Genomic DNA, 14,761 nt, shown 5'->3' on the forward strand with positions numbered 1-14,761 from the left:
CTGCCGGAGACATCCGATCAATCGCTAGGATGACGCCATGGCAGTCACCGACGAGGCGATCGAGAAGATCAAGGCGATGATCGTGGCGGGCGAGCTCGCCCCCGGCGATCGCCTTCCCCCCGAGAAGGAGCTGTCCGAGCGGCTCGGCCTCTCCCGGAGCTCGATGCGCGAGGCGGTCAAGGCGCTGGAGGTCATCCGGGTCCTCGACGTGCGACGCGGCGACGGCACCTACGTGACGAGCCTCGAACCGCATCTGCTGCTGGAGGCGATCGCGTTCGTCGTCGACATGCACGACGACGACTCGATGCTCGAGATCTTCGCGGTGCGCCGCATGCTGGAGTCGCAGGCGACAGGGCTGGCGGCCACCCTCGGCACGGAGGAGCAGATCGCCGAGCTGCAGGACGAGGTCGATTCGGTCGACGCGGCCGTGACCATCGAGTCTCTGGTCGACCACGACATCCGGTTCCATCGCGAGATCGTCGCGATGTCCGGCAACGCGTACCTCGCGAGTCTGATCGAGCATCTGAGCAGCCAGACCGTGCGCGCCCGCGTGTGGCGCGGCCTCACCGAGGGCGGCGCGGTCGAGCGCACCCTGTCCGAGCACCGGGCCATCGCTGACGCGATCGCCCAGCACGACTCCGCCCTCGCGACCTCGCTCGCCACCGCGCATATCGCGGGCGTGGAGCGCTGGCTGCGCCAGGCCGCGGCGAGCTGACCCCGCCTGCGGACTTCAGCAGACCGCGCTCACGCGCCCAGGCGCACCATCGCGGCGTCGAACTCGGCGGCCGAGCTGTCGCTCACCTCATGGAAGAGCACCCGATCGAGCACGTCCGGCGCAGCGGTGAAGTACGGCACTCCTGCAAGGCGCAGACCGGTGATGTCGTCCGGCGAGCGCAGCGATGCGGCGAGCACGTTCGAGTCGCTCCCCGCGCACACCTCCTGCATGCGGGCGATCGTCGCGTCGCCGTCGAGGCCCGCGTCGCGCATCCGTCCGAGGTATGGAGCGATGTACTGCGCACCGATCGAGGCGCACGCGAGGGCCTGCGCGACCGAGTACACGGCGGTGACCAGCACGGTGGCGCCGTCGCGCACGAGAGCGGATGCGGCGGCGAAGCCCGCCGCCGTGGCCGGGACCTTCACGGCCACGCGGTCGCCCAGTGCGCGGATGCCCTCGGCATTGCGGAGGAAGGACGCGGCGTCGCCGCCCCAGGTCTGGAAGAAGATCTCGCGCGCCCCCTCCGACTCCCACCGGGCGTAGAGCTCGGGGATCTCGGCGGCGGTGCGGCCTCCCCGTTCGAGGATGGTCGGGTTGGTGGTGACACCGTGCACCACGCCGGCGGCGAGCAGTCGGGAGACACGGTCGACGTCGGCGCTGTCGACGTACAGGCGTGGCGCGATCGGGTTCATCAGGGACTCCTCGCGGACAACCTGTCGTTACAGGTGCGGTTTCGGCTAATGTAATGACAGCCACCGCGGTCTGTCAAAGCGTCGGCTACGCCTGCCGTCGAGGAAGATCAGGAGCGAGATGACCCCCGCACACCCCGAGGACCGTACCGGCGTCGTCATCGTCGGCAGCGTCACGGCCGATGTGACCACCTTCTCCGGGCGTCTGCCCGCCAGGGGCGAGACGATTCTCGGGGACGAGTTCACGCTCATGCTGGGCGGCAAGGGCGCGAACCAGGCTGTCGCCGCCGGGCGCTCCGGTGCGCGCACGAGCTTCGTCGGCTGCGTCGGAGACGACCTGTTCCACGACCTGGTCGTCGACGGGCTGACCGCGGCCGGCGTCGACCTCGCGCACCTGCGCACGGTCCCCGGCCCGACAGGCGTGGCGCACATCCGCGTCGACTCGTCGGCGCAGAACGACATCGTCATGGTTCCGCTCGCCAATGCCGCCCTCAGCGCCGCGCAGATCGACGAGGCGCTCGCAGCCCTCGCCCCCACGACCTCGGTGCTGCTCACCCAGCTCGAGACGCCCTCCGCGCTCACCGCCCACATCACCGCGCGCGGTCGCGAGCACGGCATGACCGTGATCCTCGATCCCGCCCCGGCCGCCGAGCTCGACGCCGAGATCTGGCGGAGCATCGACATCGTCACCCCCAACGAGACCGAGGCGACGCTGATCAGCGGTATCGAGGTGACGGATGCCGCGTCGGCCGAGCAGGCCGGACGCTGGTTCCTCGCCCAGGGGGTCGGCGCCGCCGTGATCACCCTCGCGGGCCAGGGCTCGTGCGTCGTGACGGCCGAGGGCGCATCCGTGATCCCGCCGTTCCCGGTGGAGGCGGTCGACACGACCGCGGCGGGCGACGCCTACGCCGGCTATCTCGGCGCGGCCCTGGCGAATGGCAGCACCCTGGCGGATGCGGTGCGCCTGGCGACCGCCGCGGGCGCACTGACCGTCACGAAGCAGGGGGCATCACCGAGCCTCCCCCACCGCGCCGATGTCGACGCGTTCCTGGCGGAGCGCAGCTCAGCGCACGCCCCCGCACCCGTCGCGAGCTGAACCTGCGAACCGAGCATCCGGAGAACCGAGGAGACACATGCGCAAGACGGCCACCACGATCAATCCCGCGCTGTCCCGCGTGATCAGCGAGACCGGGCACACCGATCTGATCGTCGTCACCGACGCAGGCCTGCCCATCCCCCTGGGATCCGAGCGCATCGACCTGGCGTATCGCCCGGGGGCTCCGGCCTTCCTCGACGTGCTCGACACCGTGCTCGCCGAGCTGGTGGTCGAGGGGGCGACGGTCTCGGCCGAGGTCGCCGAGAAGAGCCCGGAGGTGCTGGCCGCACTGCGCGAGCGGTTCGCCGGCATGGGGTTCGAGATCGACCTCGTGCCGCATGTGGAGTTCAAGAAGCTCAGTCACGGCGCACGGGCGTTCGTGCGGTCCGGCGAGTTCACCCCCTACGCGAACGTGATCCTGCACGCGGGGGTGGCGTACTGATGGCCATCGTCGACGACGCGATCGACCGGCACTCCGCCGCGCCCATGTACGACCAGCTGCGCCAGCTGATCATCGACGGCATCGCCCGCGACGGCCTGCAGCCGGGCGACCCGCTGCCCGGCGAGCACCGCCTGTGCGAGCGCTACGGCATCTCGCGCACCGTCGTGCGCCAGGCGCTCGCCCAGCTGGAGCACGAGGGGCTCGTCGAACGGGTGAAGGGCAAGGGCACGTTCGTCTCCCGCCCCCGCACCAGCGAGAGCCTGGTGCACACGCTCGTCGGTCTGTACGACGACGTCGAGCGCCGCGGCGGACATGTGCACAGCGACGTACTGCGGCACGAGCAGACGACGGCTGACGAGGAGGTCGCACTCGCCCTGGAGGTGCCGGTCGGATCCCCGGTCGTCGTGCTCGAGCGTCTGCGCCACGTCGACGGCGAACCGTGGTCGCTCTCGACGACCTGGATGCCGGAGGCCGTCGGATCCGTCACCCTCGGCGCCGACCTCTCCGAGGGATCGCTCTATCGACTGCTCGCCGACAACGACATCGTCGCGACGCACGGTGTGCGCTCGGCGGAGGCGACCGTGGCCACGCACGAGCAGGCTCAGCACCTGGGCGTGAGCGCCGGTTCGGCACTGCTGCGTCTACGCAGCGTCAGCCGCAGCGCCGACGGCACGCCCATCGAGTACTTCATCGCGTATCACCGCGGCGACCGTTCGCGTTTCGAGTTCCAGTTGCAGCAGGAGCAGTCTCAGGCATCGCTCCTGCACGTCGACGGCGACGGCGGGGCCTCCCCGGCCGGAACGGTCGGCTGAGGAGACCCTGTCGGCGGTACCGCGCCGGGTGTACCGTCACCGCATGATCACCGACGATCCCACCCTCACCGACCCCGACCACTACCGCACGCTCTGGGAGAACGAGCACGTCCGCGTGCTCGACTACACCGATGAGCCCGGCGACAAGACGACGCCGCACGATCATCCGAACAGCGTTCTGGTCACCCTCAGCGGCTTCTCCCGCCGCCTCAGCCTGGGCGACCGCTCCTTCGACACCGTCCTCGCCGCGGGACAGGCCGTGTGGTTGCCCGCGCAGCGTCATTCCGGCGAGAACACCGGAACGACGCCGACGCACACCATCCTCATCGAGCTCAAGGGCGATGCGGCAGGCGAGCCGACCTCCACCCACCTCGGCCCCGAGCGTCCCGCCGCCGCGTGATCGACCAGGGCGCCCGGCCGAGTGGCAGGTAGTGTCGAGGGCATGAGCGACTGGACCAGCACCGCGATCGCCCTGCTGGAAGCCGATGCCAACCGCAGCGCCGACACGCACCTGCACCTCTTCCCGCTGCCGCCCGAGTGGGGCATCGACCTGTACCTCAAGGACGAGTCCGTGCACCCGACGGGCTCCCTCAAGCACCGCCTCGCGCGTTCGCTGATCCTCTACGGCCTGGTCAACGGACGCATCCGCGAAGACACCACGCTCGTCGAGTCGTCGAGCGGATCGACCGCCGTGTCCGAGGCGTACTTCGCCCGCATGCTCGGGTTGCCGTTCATCACGGTCGTGCCCCGTTCGACCGTGCAGGAGAAGATCGACCTCATCGAGTTCTACGGCGGCACGTGCCACTTCGTCGACCGTGCGGAGGACATGTCGCCCGAGGCCCAACGTCTGGCCTCCGACTGCACCGGCCACTACCTCGACCAGTTCACGTTCGCCGAGCGCGCGACCGACTGGCGCGGCAACAACAACATCGCCGAGAGCGTGTTCAGCCAGCTCGCTCAGGAGCGGCATCCGATCCCCACCTGGATCGTCACGGGCGCCGGAACCGGCGGCACGAGTGCCACGTTCGGCCGGTACGTGAAGTATCGCCGACATGACACGAAGGTCGCGGTCGTCGACCCCGAAGGCTCGGCCTTCTACGACGGCTGGGCAGGGACCGTGGATCCGCCGGCCGGGCGCCCGAGCCGCATCGAGGGCATCGGCCGCCCCCGGGTCGAGGCCTCGTTCGTGCCGACCGTGATCGACGAGATGATCCAGGTGCCGGATGCCGGGTCGATCGCCGCGATCCGCCTGCTGCGCGAGCGCACCCTGCACTGGGCCGGCGGCTCGACCGGCACCAACCTCTACGGTGCGTTCCAGCTCATCGCCCGGATGCGGGCCGCGGGCGAGACCGGCAGTGTCGTGACCCTGATCTGCGACAGCGGCGTCCGCTACGCCGGCACCTACTACTCCGACGAGTGGGTCGCCGCCCAAGGCTGGGACCTCGCCCCGCACCGCGCGCGCCTCGATACGTTCCTGGAGTCCGGGGTCTGGGGGGACTGAGGGCTGCGGGCTACGCTGGCCGCAGAGCCCTACTGCACGGGTCTGCTCACCGTCACAATCACGGGGGAATCCTCATCAGACTCCGGTGCGACGAGGACGAAGCGAACTGTCTCGGCATGCTGAGGTGAGTGGAGTATTTGCTCAAGTCGCCGGGTTGCGGGAGCCGGCGATTTTTTGACGACCGCCTCGTCGATGCCAAGCCACCCCGATTCCAAGCGCGGAAAGACTACGAGCACGGCAGGCTCGCAGTCGACGCGAAGAAGAACAGCATCGTCCTCGAGCAGCCACGATCCTTCCAGCCTTTTCGAGGCTCCCCGGAACTGTTGCGCCTGTTCTTTGCTGATGAACACGCGCAACGCACGAAGTTGGAAGGGCAGCCGCACGAGCGCCCACCCTTGCCCCGGAACGACGCGAGCATTCCGATGCCTACGGCGCAGGGCCACCAACCTGCCGCAAGCCTCGATGAGTGTCCATAGTGGGCGGTCGGATCGCACACCACGGCCGCCGGAAACACGATTCCCACTCAGTCCTTCGAGCGCGGCCAACATCTCGTCGTCGATGTCGCCCTCATGAACTGCGGTAGCCAAGCGACAGACGTCCAGGCGAGACTGGCTCTGCCTCTGCGATAGCTCGATGTCGGCAAAGGCCTGATACAGGCTGCCGACTAGGTCATGGTGAAACGGCACGTCTCTGAGAAACCGATGTGTCAGTACCGCCAACCAGGCATTAATCAGGACGTCGGCGACTTCCTCGATCCCGAAGGCGCCGTCAGCAGCGCTCCTCGTTTCTTCCACCGCACGCGTCGCAGCTTCGAAGCGTCCGAGATAGACGAGGGTTTCCACACGCAGCGCCAACGCAGCACGCCTGAGAAAGTCGGGCGCCGTCGAGTCCGCGATGACTCTCTCGATACGCACGAGCGCGTCGCCGTCCCGCTCAGCAAGATCGAGAAGCTCGCGCGCGGCCCTGATGTCCTCGAACGCAGGGTGGCCGGCGCGGGAGAGCTGCCGTTCTAAGGCGCTGTAGGCGACGTCGATCAGTGTCCTGTGCGAAGGATCCTCCCGCGGATTTCGCCTGAGGAGATTGAGCACGGTCTCGAGCTGATACAAGACCGCTGTGCGATCCGACTCGGCGTCATCGACGGGCCACTGATCGAGCATCAGCACGCATTTCGATACGGCGTCGAGAATCTCCGGAGTCGGTCGTTCCAGCGTCGCCAAGTTAGACGCAATGGCAGCGTGAATCTTCGCTCGCAGTACGGGCGCGTGCTGACCCAGCGTGTTCAACACGTGAAGCTCGAGCTCGAAGTACTCGAGGCTAATCTCGGGCTGATTCAGCGCGCTCCACAGCACCGCCAGATTTCCCGCGAGGAGCGTGCCATACATCGACGCATAGCCCGATTCCAGGAGCCATCTCAGCGCAGATGTCGCTGAAGGCGCGACAAGTTCTGCATCCGCCCGAGCCCGCTCGTCGATCGCGCGAGTGACGTGCCCGTATGCAGACTCGATGACGCTGCGGAGCACCTCAGCGCGTCTGCGCACCGAGTGCCGCGCACGGACCACATGGAGCACGACTTCGTTGACTCGGAAGGTGCTCTGCAGAGATCGCGATTGTGCATCCATCCTCCGAGAGGCAAGCGAGAACTCGGCCAAAGCGAAGGCGACCGCGTCCACCACGGCGTCTGGATCGTCCTGAAGCTCCTCGTCCAGCAGATCGACAGCTGCGGTCACTGCGAGGTTCGCATGGGCGCTTCGCCCTGGGAGATAGGCCATCGTTTCCATGGTCGCGCTCGCCACGCCGTGCCGCCGGCTTCCCGGACCGGGCGATGACTTCGCTCTCGACTCCAGACCCTCGAGGGCAACCACAACGGCGCGGAGGAGCGTGCTGTGAGTCTTGTATCCCTCCGGCATCAGCACCTCTTCATCGATGATCTTGCTCATCAAGAGACTCACGTACTGAGGGGCGAACTCGATCCCCCGCCCGGAGGCGCTCAGGTACGCGCAAGCTAGATCGAGGGTGAGGGGCCAATCATCCAGATCCGCCGAAAGCTGACTCGCCTTCCTCCGCCAATCGGCGCTCGGCGCCGAAACCCCCATTCGCATCTCTAACAAGGCAATGGAATCGGTACGAGCGAGATGTGGTACCCCATGCGCCCGCCACCCGGACCACGCAACGGCGTTGGTCGACGTCGCGACGATATCCACGTGTCCGACCAGAGGACGCCACGGCTGAATTTCCTTCGCCGAGGCCGCATTGTCGAACACCAGCAGCCAAGTGTCCGAACTGGCAGCGAAGAGGTCTCGGAAGGATGCCGCGAGCTCAGCGCCGTCCGTTCTCTCGTCGCCGATCCCCTCGGCCTGCTCTGACTCGCCGAGGATTCGCCGGACCGACTGTCGAATCGTGCTCAGATCGTGAGCATCGATCCACAGGATGTGGTCGTATGACGCAGCGCGATCTCTAGCGAAGGAGGCAGCGATAGTCGATTTTCCCGCCCCCGAGAAGCCTGTCAGAACCGCTCGTCGCGGCTGCCTCGTAGGCATTCCTCGCAGAGCCTCGTCCAGGAAAGCGCGAGCTTCGACACGGGGTATTGCTTCGATGTTGGGGATGGGTCCAGCCACAACACCCCAGTCATACGCGCCTCTAGCCTGCGCCACGACATGATCGGCGGGATAGAGCATCCGCTCGATCTGTTCGGCGGGAATCTCACAACCTGGGGTGGTCGCAGAACGCTCGAGCAGCCTCATCGCCACGCTGTAGACGAGGATCTCGGACGACTCCCGGCCGGTTCCCCAACCGAAGGAGTGGCGGAGCGCACGAATACGAGCGGCGAGAAACTCGAACGCATCGGGGAGTTGCCAGGCATCGACCACGACTTCGCATCGCGCGATGCGCCCGAGAACCTCGCTCGTGCTTTCGACGTTGAGAACGGCGCCCGCAGCCTCGAGAGCACCCTGTATCTCTCGCATGACGTCCGTCCCACCCAGAAGCTGCTGACGGGCAGCGTCCAGTGCAGCCCCGAGTTGCAGCAATGCTGATGCGACCGGGCGGTTAGTGCGAAAAGTGAATGTGGTGGAGGGCTCTCCTTGGACCATTCGTTCGAACACCCGAAGCGCTTCGGCGACGGTTACTCGGCGACCTGCAGAGCCCGAGACGCTCGACTTCGCTTGAACGACCCGAACGAACCTGCCCTCCTTGCGAAACGCGTAGTCGACGATGTCGTCGTCCGCACTCTCGAGGGACAAGGTCCAGTCACGCTCGCCCTGCTCCAAGAGACCGATGACCTCTTCCAGTACGGCAAGGTGCTGGTACCCAATCCCATACGCCGTCGCAGCCCCACCGCCCCTTCCCACCATGGTCTCAGTCCTCTGGAGGGCAGCAAAGGTTGGTCGTGAAGGCGTACGCACCGAGCCGCGCGGTGCAGCCCGCCGCCGACGGGCACGAGAGTCTCCTTGCGATCTTCCGTACCCTAAGGATCTGGGGATGCTCTGAATGCACATCGAACATGCGTCGACAGTATCGAACGGGCAGACAGAAGCAATCGCCAACTCTGCCAATACTTCCCCGTACGCTGGCCGCATGACTACTCTGATCCTCACCGTCGCGGGTGCAGACCGTCCTGGCCTCGTGGCCGCCGTCGCCGATGTCGTGGATGCGCACGGCGGCAACTGGGAGAACAGCTCACTGGCCGAGCTCGCCGGCACGTTCGCCGGCGTGATCGAGGTCTCGGTCGCGGATGACCGGGAGGCCGAGCTGTCGTCCGCACTGCGCGGCCTGCAGGGTCAGGGACTCCTCACGCTCGCCGTGCTCACCGGCACTCCGGATGCGGTTGCCGACGACGATCAGCTGCTCGAGATCCAGGTGCTCGGCAACGACCGCCCCGGCATCGTGCGCGAGGTCTCCGGCGTGCTGAGTGCGCACGCCCTGAGCATCGAGGAGCTCGCCACCGAGACTCGAGATGCCGCGATGGCCGGAGGGCGTCTGTTCGAAGCGTCGGTGACCGCGAAGGTCCCCGCTTCCGTCGACCTCGACGCCCTGCGTGCCGACCTCGAGCGCATCGCCGCCGAGATCCAGGTCGATATCACCCTCGGCTGACCGGCCCGCAGGACGCGCGTCAGTCCTCGAGCCCCGAGTACCGCCGCACCCAGTACTCGGTGTACGCGACGTGGGCGGAGGCCGCGGCACTCGCGGCGACCGGGTCCGCCGCCGCCAGGCCGCGCAGGATCGCGCGGTGCCCGGCATCGGAATGCACCTTGAGCTCGGCCGCATCCTCGGGGTCGGAGATGCGATACGCCCGCGACCGCGATCGCAGCACGTCGATCAGGCTGGTCAGCGCTTCGTGCCCCGCGACGCCGGAGATCGCCATGTGGAACTCGTGGTCGAGCCGCGACTGCGCCTCGAAGTCGGTGGTCGCCTCGATCTCGTCGAGCACGCGGTCCAGGGCCTCCACAGTCTCGTCGTCGATGCGGGCGGCGGCGAGCGCGGCCGCATGCGGTTCGAGCACGCGGCGGAGTTCGGTCAGTTCGAGCACTCCCGCCATCGGCAGCAGCCCGACCGTGAGCGACAGGCTGCCGATCAGGTCGGCCGCGCGCAGCTCGCTGACGTAGCTGCCCGAGCCGTGACGGGTGTCGAGCACCCCGAGGGCGGCCAGCATCCGGATCGCTTCGCGGAGAGACCCGCGGGAGACGCCGAGACGTTCGCAGAGCTCGCCTTCGCTCGGCAGTCGGTCTCCGGGCCGCAGCGCACCGTCGGCGATCAGCGCCCGCAGCCCGTGCAACGCCGTGTCGAGTGCGCTCATCGTCATCCTCTCTGACACTCCCCCACCCCTCGTGAAGTCTGTCGGAACTCCCCTTCGCAGGAAACTCGTATGACAACTATGTTTCATCTTCACCTTTTCATGGCAGTTTTCTACGGCATGTGGCAAAGTTGTGCAACAACTCGCCCGACTCATCGATGAGGACTGATGCCCACACCGCTGTTCCCCGCACCGCTCACGCTGAACTCCGGCATGCGAGCGCGCGACGCCTGGCCCCTCGACCCGGCGGTGATCCACCTCAATCACGGATCCTTCGGCGCGGTCCCGTCCGTCGTCGTCGAGCACCAGGACGCCCTGCGCCGCCGCGCGGACCTCAGCCCCGTCGAGTGGTTCCCGCGCATCGCCGAGCGCGTGCAGGCGGCCCGCGAGCGCACCGCCCCGTTCGTGGGCGCGCGCGCCGAGGACAGCGCCTTCGTGCCCAACGCCTCGGCCGCCGCGACCGTCGTCTACAACGCACTGCAGCTCGAAGCCGGCGACGAGATCCTGGTGACCGACCAGGGCTACGGCGCCATCACCATGGGAGCCGAGCGCCTCGCCCGCCGGTTCGGGGCGCGCGTGCGCACCGTCGCCCTGCCGCTGCTCTCCTCCGACGACGAGATCGTTCAGCTCTTCGCCGATGAGCTCACCCCCCGCACACGTCTGATCGTGGTCGACCAGATCACCTCCCCGACCGCCCGCGTGCTGCCCACCCGACGCATCGCCGATGCGGCAGCCGAGCGCGGCGTGCGCACGCTCGTCGACGGCGCCCACGCCCCCGGCCTCATCCCGGATGCGGCCACCGTCGCGGGTGGCGACTGGTGGTTCGGGAACATGCACAAATGGCCGTGCGCCCCGCGCGGCTCCGCCCTGCTGGTGACCTCCGCCGCCGACCGCGACGAGCTCTGGCCGCTCATCGACTCGTGGGCCGCGCGGGAGGCGTACCCCTCCCGTTTCGACACGCAGGGAACGATCGACGCCACCACGTACCTGGCCACCCCGACCGCGATCGACTTCATCGAGAGCGAGTTCGGCTGGGCCTCGGCACGCACGGCCATGGCGGAGATCGCCGACGCCGGCGCCGAGCTGATCGCCGAAGCCCTGCGCCCGTACGGTGACGAGGATCCGCTCACGCCACTCCCCTCTCCGGTGCCGTCGATGCGACTGGTGCGTCTTCCGCTCGGGCTCGGCGCGACCCGCGAAGAGGCCGACGGCCTGCGGATGGACCTGCTCGACGAGGTCGGCGTCGAGACGGCGTTCACGAGCTTCCGCGGGGTCGGCTACTTCCGGCTCTCGGCCCACCTCTACAACGAGGCCGCCGACTACGAGACCTTCGTCGAGCGCTGCGTGCCGCAGATCCTGAGCCGGGCCGGCATCCGTCCCGCCGACTCCCTCATCGTCCCCTGACCGCAACACCCACCCGACCGCAACACCCACCCCCACCCCACCGAGAGGCACATCGTGAAGAACAAGATCTTGACGACCGCAGCGGGATTCGGCACCGTCGCCGTCCTCGCTCTCACCGGCTGTTCCGCAAGCTCCGGCCCGTCCACCGACGGCACCGTCACCCTGCAGATGGTCGAGAGCCTGACCAACCCCGCCCGCACCGAGCTCCTGCGCGGGCTGCTCGACGACTTCGAGAAGGCGAACCCGAAGATCACGGTCAACCTCGTCTCGCCTCCCACCGAGCAGGCCGACGCGAAGATCCAGCAGATGCTGCAGTCCGGCAAGGGCGTCGACGTGCTGGAGGTGCGTGACATCACGGTCGGGCCGTTCGCGAACAACGGCTGGCTCTACGACCTGGGCCCCGACCTCGAGAAGTGGGACGGCTGGGACGCGCTGACCGACAACGCCCAGTCCGCTTCGGTCGCCGCCGACGGCAAGAGCTACTTCGTGCCCTACGGTTTCTACGGGCTGTCGCTGTTCTACCGCACCGACCTGGTGAAGGACGCAGGCTTCGACGGTCCGCCGCACAGCTGGAAGGACCTTCTGGAGCAGGCGAGCACGATCCAGGACCCGTCGAACAACATCTACGGCTACGCCTTCCGCGGCGGTCAGAACGCCAACAGCAACGTGGTCGCGGCGATCGAGGCGTACACGATCGACGGACTCGACGTCGACGACGCGTTCCTGATGGAGGACGGTTCGACGATCTTCGCCGCGCCCGAGGCACAGGACGCCGTCGACGACTACTTCGACCTGTTCAAGGAAGCCTCCCCGCCCTCCGCGGTCTCGTGGGGCTACCCCGAGATGGTCGCCGGCTTCACGAACGGCACCACGGCGTTCCTGCTGCAGGACCCCGAGGTCATCGCGACCGTGCAGGACTCCTCGCTGACCGAGGACCAGTGGGACACCGCTCCCCTGCTCGTCGGCCCCTCGGACAAGGCCGCGCAGCCACTCGCCGTCGCGGGCTGGGGCGTCGCCGAGAACAGCGAGAACAAGGAGGCGGCCGTCAAGCTCGTCGAGTTCCTGTCGTCCGCCGAGCCCGCCACCGAGTTCGCACAGGCCAACAGCCTGGTGCCGATCATCACGTCCGCCGCCGACGACGAGTTCTACTCGTCCGGCCCGTGGACCAGCTACGTCACCATGACCGAAGACCCGGAGACCTACGTCAACGTGCGCCAGCCGCGCGGGGTCAGCTGGTGGACCGAGTGGATCCAGAAGTCCGACCAGGACGTGCAGAACGTGCTGCTGGGCAACATGTCGACCAGCGACCTGCTGGCCTCGTGGGATGCGTTCTGGACCGAGAAGTACGCCGCGGAAAAGGGCTGACCTGTGGCCCGCACCGCTCAGAAGGGAGGCTCCGTCGGCACTGCTTCGCAGCAGACCGCCGCCGGGGCCTCCCCGGCATCCCGCCGACGCCCGTTCCGCGGCCGTCAGGCGTGGACGCTGCTGGCCTTCCTCGCGCCGGCGATCGTCTTCGTCTGCTGGTTCACCTACTGGCCGATGCTGCAGGGCGCGCGCATGGCCTTCCACGACTGGAACCTGTGGGACCTCACCTCGACGCCGTTCGTCGGCTTCGACAACTTCCTCGCGGTGTTCCGGGATCCTGCCTTCCCGACCGTGGCGTGGAACTCTTTGCTCTGGGTCGTCGGCTCGCTCGTGCCGCAGCTCGTGATCGGATTCCTGATCGCCCTGGCCCTGCGCAAGAGGTTCCGCTTCCGCGGCCTCTACCAGGCGCTCGTGTTCTTCCCGTGGGCGGTGTCGGGCTTCCTGATCGGCATGCTGTTCCGCTGGATGTTCAACGCGGAGTTCGGCGTGGTCAACGACCTGCTCATGAAGGCGGGGCTGATCGACGCCCCGCTCCCCTGGTTGGCTGATCCGAAGCTCGCGATGTTCGCGGTGATCGTCGCCAACGTCTGGTACGGCGTGACGTTCTTCGCGATCATGATCCTCGCGGCGCTGCAGTCGGTGCCCGACGAGATGCTGGAGGCGGCGAGCCTCGACGGCGCGGGCAAGTTCCGGCAGCTGTTCTCGATCATCATCCCGTACATCTCGATGACGCTGCTGCTGACGATCCTGCTGCGGGTGATCTGGATCTTCAACTTCCCCGACATCATCTACGCGATGACCAACGGCGGACCCGCCAACCAGACGCACATCATCACGACCTGGATGATCAACTACACCCAGCAGGGCAACTACGGCTTCGCGAGCGCGATCGGCCTCATCGTGATGGCGGTCCTGTTCGTGTTCTGCGCGTTCTACCTGATGGCGATGCGGAGAGTGCAGCGATGACCATGACAGACGCCTCGCGGACAGGTTCCTCGATCACCGAGACCCGGCGCATCACCGTCTCCGATCCGGCATCCGCCCCGCGACCGAAGCCGCGTGTCACGGTCGGCGGTGTCATCCGCGTCGTGGGCCTCGGCCTCTGGCTCGTGATCACGCTGTTCCCGCTGTACTGGATCGCGCTGACGTCGATCAAGTCGCCGGGGACGATCAACCGGTTCCCGATCGAGTACTGGCCGAGCGAGCCGTCGCTCGAGAACTACATCAGCCTCTTCCAGAAGAGCTCGTTCGGCGTCTTCCTCGGCAACTCCGCCCTGGTCGCGGTCGTCGGCGGTGCCGTGGCCACCCTCATCGCCCTGTTGAGCGCCTACGTGCTGGCCCGGTTCGAGTTCCGCGGCAAGGGGACGATCCTGATCGCGTTCCTGCTCACGCAGATGATTCCGGCGTTCATCGCGCTCGGCCCGCTGTATTCGATGATGACCGACCTGGGACTGGTCGACACCAAACCCGGCCTGATCCTCGTCTACATCGCGATCTGCATCCCGTTCTCGACCGTCATGCTCCGCGGCTTCTTCGAGAACGTGCCGGACGCGCTCGAAGAGGCGGCGATGATCGACGGATGCTCACGCCTCGGCGCTCTGTTCCGGGTGCTCGTCCCGGTGATGACCCCCGGCATCATCGCGGCGTTCATCTTCAACTTCGTCAACTGCTGGAACGAGCTGTTCCTGTCGGTCGTGCTCATGAACACCGACGCGAACCGCACCGTGCCATCGGCGCTGAACGGCTTCATCTCCACCTTCAACATCGACTGGGGTTCCATGAGTGCCGCCGCGGTCCTGACCATCCTGCCGACCATGGCGATGTTCGCCCTCGCGAGTCGCTGGATCGTGCAGGGCCTGACCGCCGGCGCCGTCAAGGAATGACCGTCGCCGAGACCCACGCCCAACGTCGAGACCCACCCGCGCGTACGTCAGCGGGGGTGGGTCTC

Annotated in this window: 14 protein-coding genes; 11 read left to right on the forward strand and 3 right to left on the reverse strand. The window is 67.5% G+C overall.

All coding sequences use genetic code 11. The features are described from left to right. The first annotated feature begins 37 nt into the window (after positions 1–37). Positions 38–715 (forward strand): FadR/GntR family transcriptional regulator, encoded by a 678-nt coding sequence (locus tag DW307_RS04085; RefSeq protein ID WP_021198316.1) that lies wholly within the window; start codon positions 38–40, stop codon positions 713–715. A 29-nt stretch (positions 716–744) separates the two neighbouring features. Here DW307_RS04085 and DW307_RS04090 read toward each other — a convergent pair whose 3' ends face one another. After that, positions 745–1,407 (reverse strand): transaldolase family protein, encoded by a 663-nt coding sequence (locus DW307_RS04090; protein ID WP_136024053.1) that lies wholly within the window; start codon positions 1,405–1,407, stop codon positions 745–747. A 118-nt stretch (positions 1,408–1,525) separates the two neighbouring features. On the opposite strand from DW307_RS04090, the gene DW307_RS04095 reads away from it, so the two are divergent. The 5 genes from DW307_RS04095 to DW307_RS04115 are packed head-to-tail and all read left to right on the forward strand — an operon-like array spanning position 1,526 to position 5,255. Continuing rightward, on the forward strand, positions 1,526–2,500 hold the full coding sequence (locus DW307_RS04095) for a ribokinase (RefSeq protein ID WP_029267795.1): 975 nt from the start codon (positions 1,526–1,528) through the stop codon (positions 2,498–2,500). Positions 2,501–2,537: 37 nt separating this feature from the next. Next, a complete protein-coding gene (gene rbsD, locus DW307_RS04100) occupies positions 2,538–2,942 on the forward strand; it encodes a D-ribose pyranase (protein ID WP_029267797.1) in 405 nt (134 codons plus the stop codon). Next, positions 2,942–3,754 (forward strand): GntR family transcriptional regulator, encoded by an 813-nt coding sequence (locus DW307_RS04105; protein ID WP_029267799.1) that lies wholly within the window; start codon positions 2,942–2,944, stop codon positions 3,752–3,754. The genes rbsD and DW307_RS04105 overlap by 1 nt, the downstream gene beginning before the upstream one ends. A 43-nt stretch (positions 3,755–3,797) precedes the next feature. After that, complete coding sequence (locus DW307_RS04110; RefSeq protein WP_029267801.1) at positions 3,798–4,154, forward strand: cupin domain-containing protein; 357 nt, start codon at positions 3,798–3,800, stop codon at positions 4,152–4,154. 42 nt (positions 4,155–4,196) lie between these two features. Further along, positions 4,197–5,255, forward strand: coding sequence for a PLP-dependent cysteine synthase family protein (locus DW307_RS04115; protein ID WP_029267803.1), 1,059 nt, complete (start codon positions 4,197–4,199; stop codon positions 5,253–5,255). Between the two features lie 29 nt (positions 5,256–5,284). Here DW307_RS04115 and DW307_RS04120 read toward each other — a convergent pair whose 3' ends face one another. Next, complete coding sequence (locus tag DW307_RS04120) at positions 5,285–8,605, reverse strand: hypothetical protein (RefSeq protein ID WP_136024055.1); 3,321 nt, start codon at positions 8,603–8,605, stop codon at positions 5,285–5,287. Positions 8,606–8,828: 223 nt separating this feature from the next. On the opposite strand from DW307_RS04120, the gene DW307_RS04125 reads away from it, so the two are divergent. After that, on the forward strand, positions 8,829–9,344 hold the full coding sequence (locus DW307_RS04125) for a glycine cleavage system protein R (protein ID WP_136024057.1): 516 nt from the start codon (positions 8,829–8,831) through the stop codon (positions 9,342–9,344). 19 nt (positions 9,345–9,363) lie between these two features. Here DW307_RS04125 and DW307_RS04130 read toward each other — a convergent pair whose 3' ends face one another. Beyond that, positions 9,364–10,047 (reverse strand): FadR/GntR family transcriptional regulator, encoded by a 684-nt coding sequence (locus tag DW307_RS04130; protein ID WP_136024059.1) that lies wholly within the window; start codon positions 10,045–10,047, stop codon positions 9,364–9,366. Positions 10,048–10,212: 165 nt separating this feature from the next. Here DW307_RS04130 and DW307_RS04135 point away from each other — a divergent pair, with 165 nt between their 5' ends. From DW307_RS04135 to DW307_RS04150, 4 genes are read left to right on the forward strand one after another with little or no spacing between them, the layout of a single operon-like run. Then, entirely contained in the window at positions 10,213–11,448 is a 1,236-nt protein-coding gene (locus DW307_RS04135; RefSeq protein ID WP_136024060.1) for an aminotransferase class V-fold PLP-dependent enzyme, read from the forward strand. A 54-nt stretch (positions 11,449–11,502) separates the two neighbouring features. Then, positions 11,503–12,813 carry an ABC transporter substrate-binding protein gene (locus tag DW307_RS04140; protein ID WP_136024062.1) on the forward strand — a complete coding sequence of 437 codons (1,311 nt, stop codon included), beginning with the start codon at positions 11,503–11,505 and terminating at the stop codon, positions 12,811–12,813. Positions 12,814–12,816: 3 nt separating this feature from the next. Beyond that, positions 12,817–13,779 carry a carbohydrate ABC transporter permease gene (locus tag DW307_RS04145; protein ID WP_136024064.1) on the forward strand — a complete coding sequence of 321 codons (963 nt, stop codon included), beginning with the start codon at positions 12,817–12,819 and terminating at the stop codon, positions 13,777–13,779. Then, entirely contained in the window at positions 13,776–14,696 is a 921-nt protein-coding gene (locus tag DW307_RS04150; RefSeq protein ID WP_205810359.1) for a carbohydrate ABC transporter permease, read from the forward strand. Before DW307_RS04145 ends, DW307_RS04150 begins: the two co-directional genes overlap by 4 nt. Positions 14,697–14,761: the final 65 nt, after the last annotated feature.

Origin of the sequence: Microbacterium sp. K27, assembly GCF_004794435.1 — a bacterium.
GTDB classification, from domain to species: Bacteria; Actinomycetota; Actinomycetes; order Actinomycetales; family Microbacteriaceae; genus Microbacterium; species Microbacterium maritypicum_A.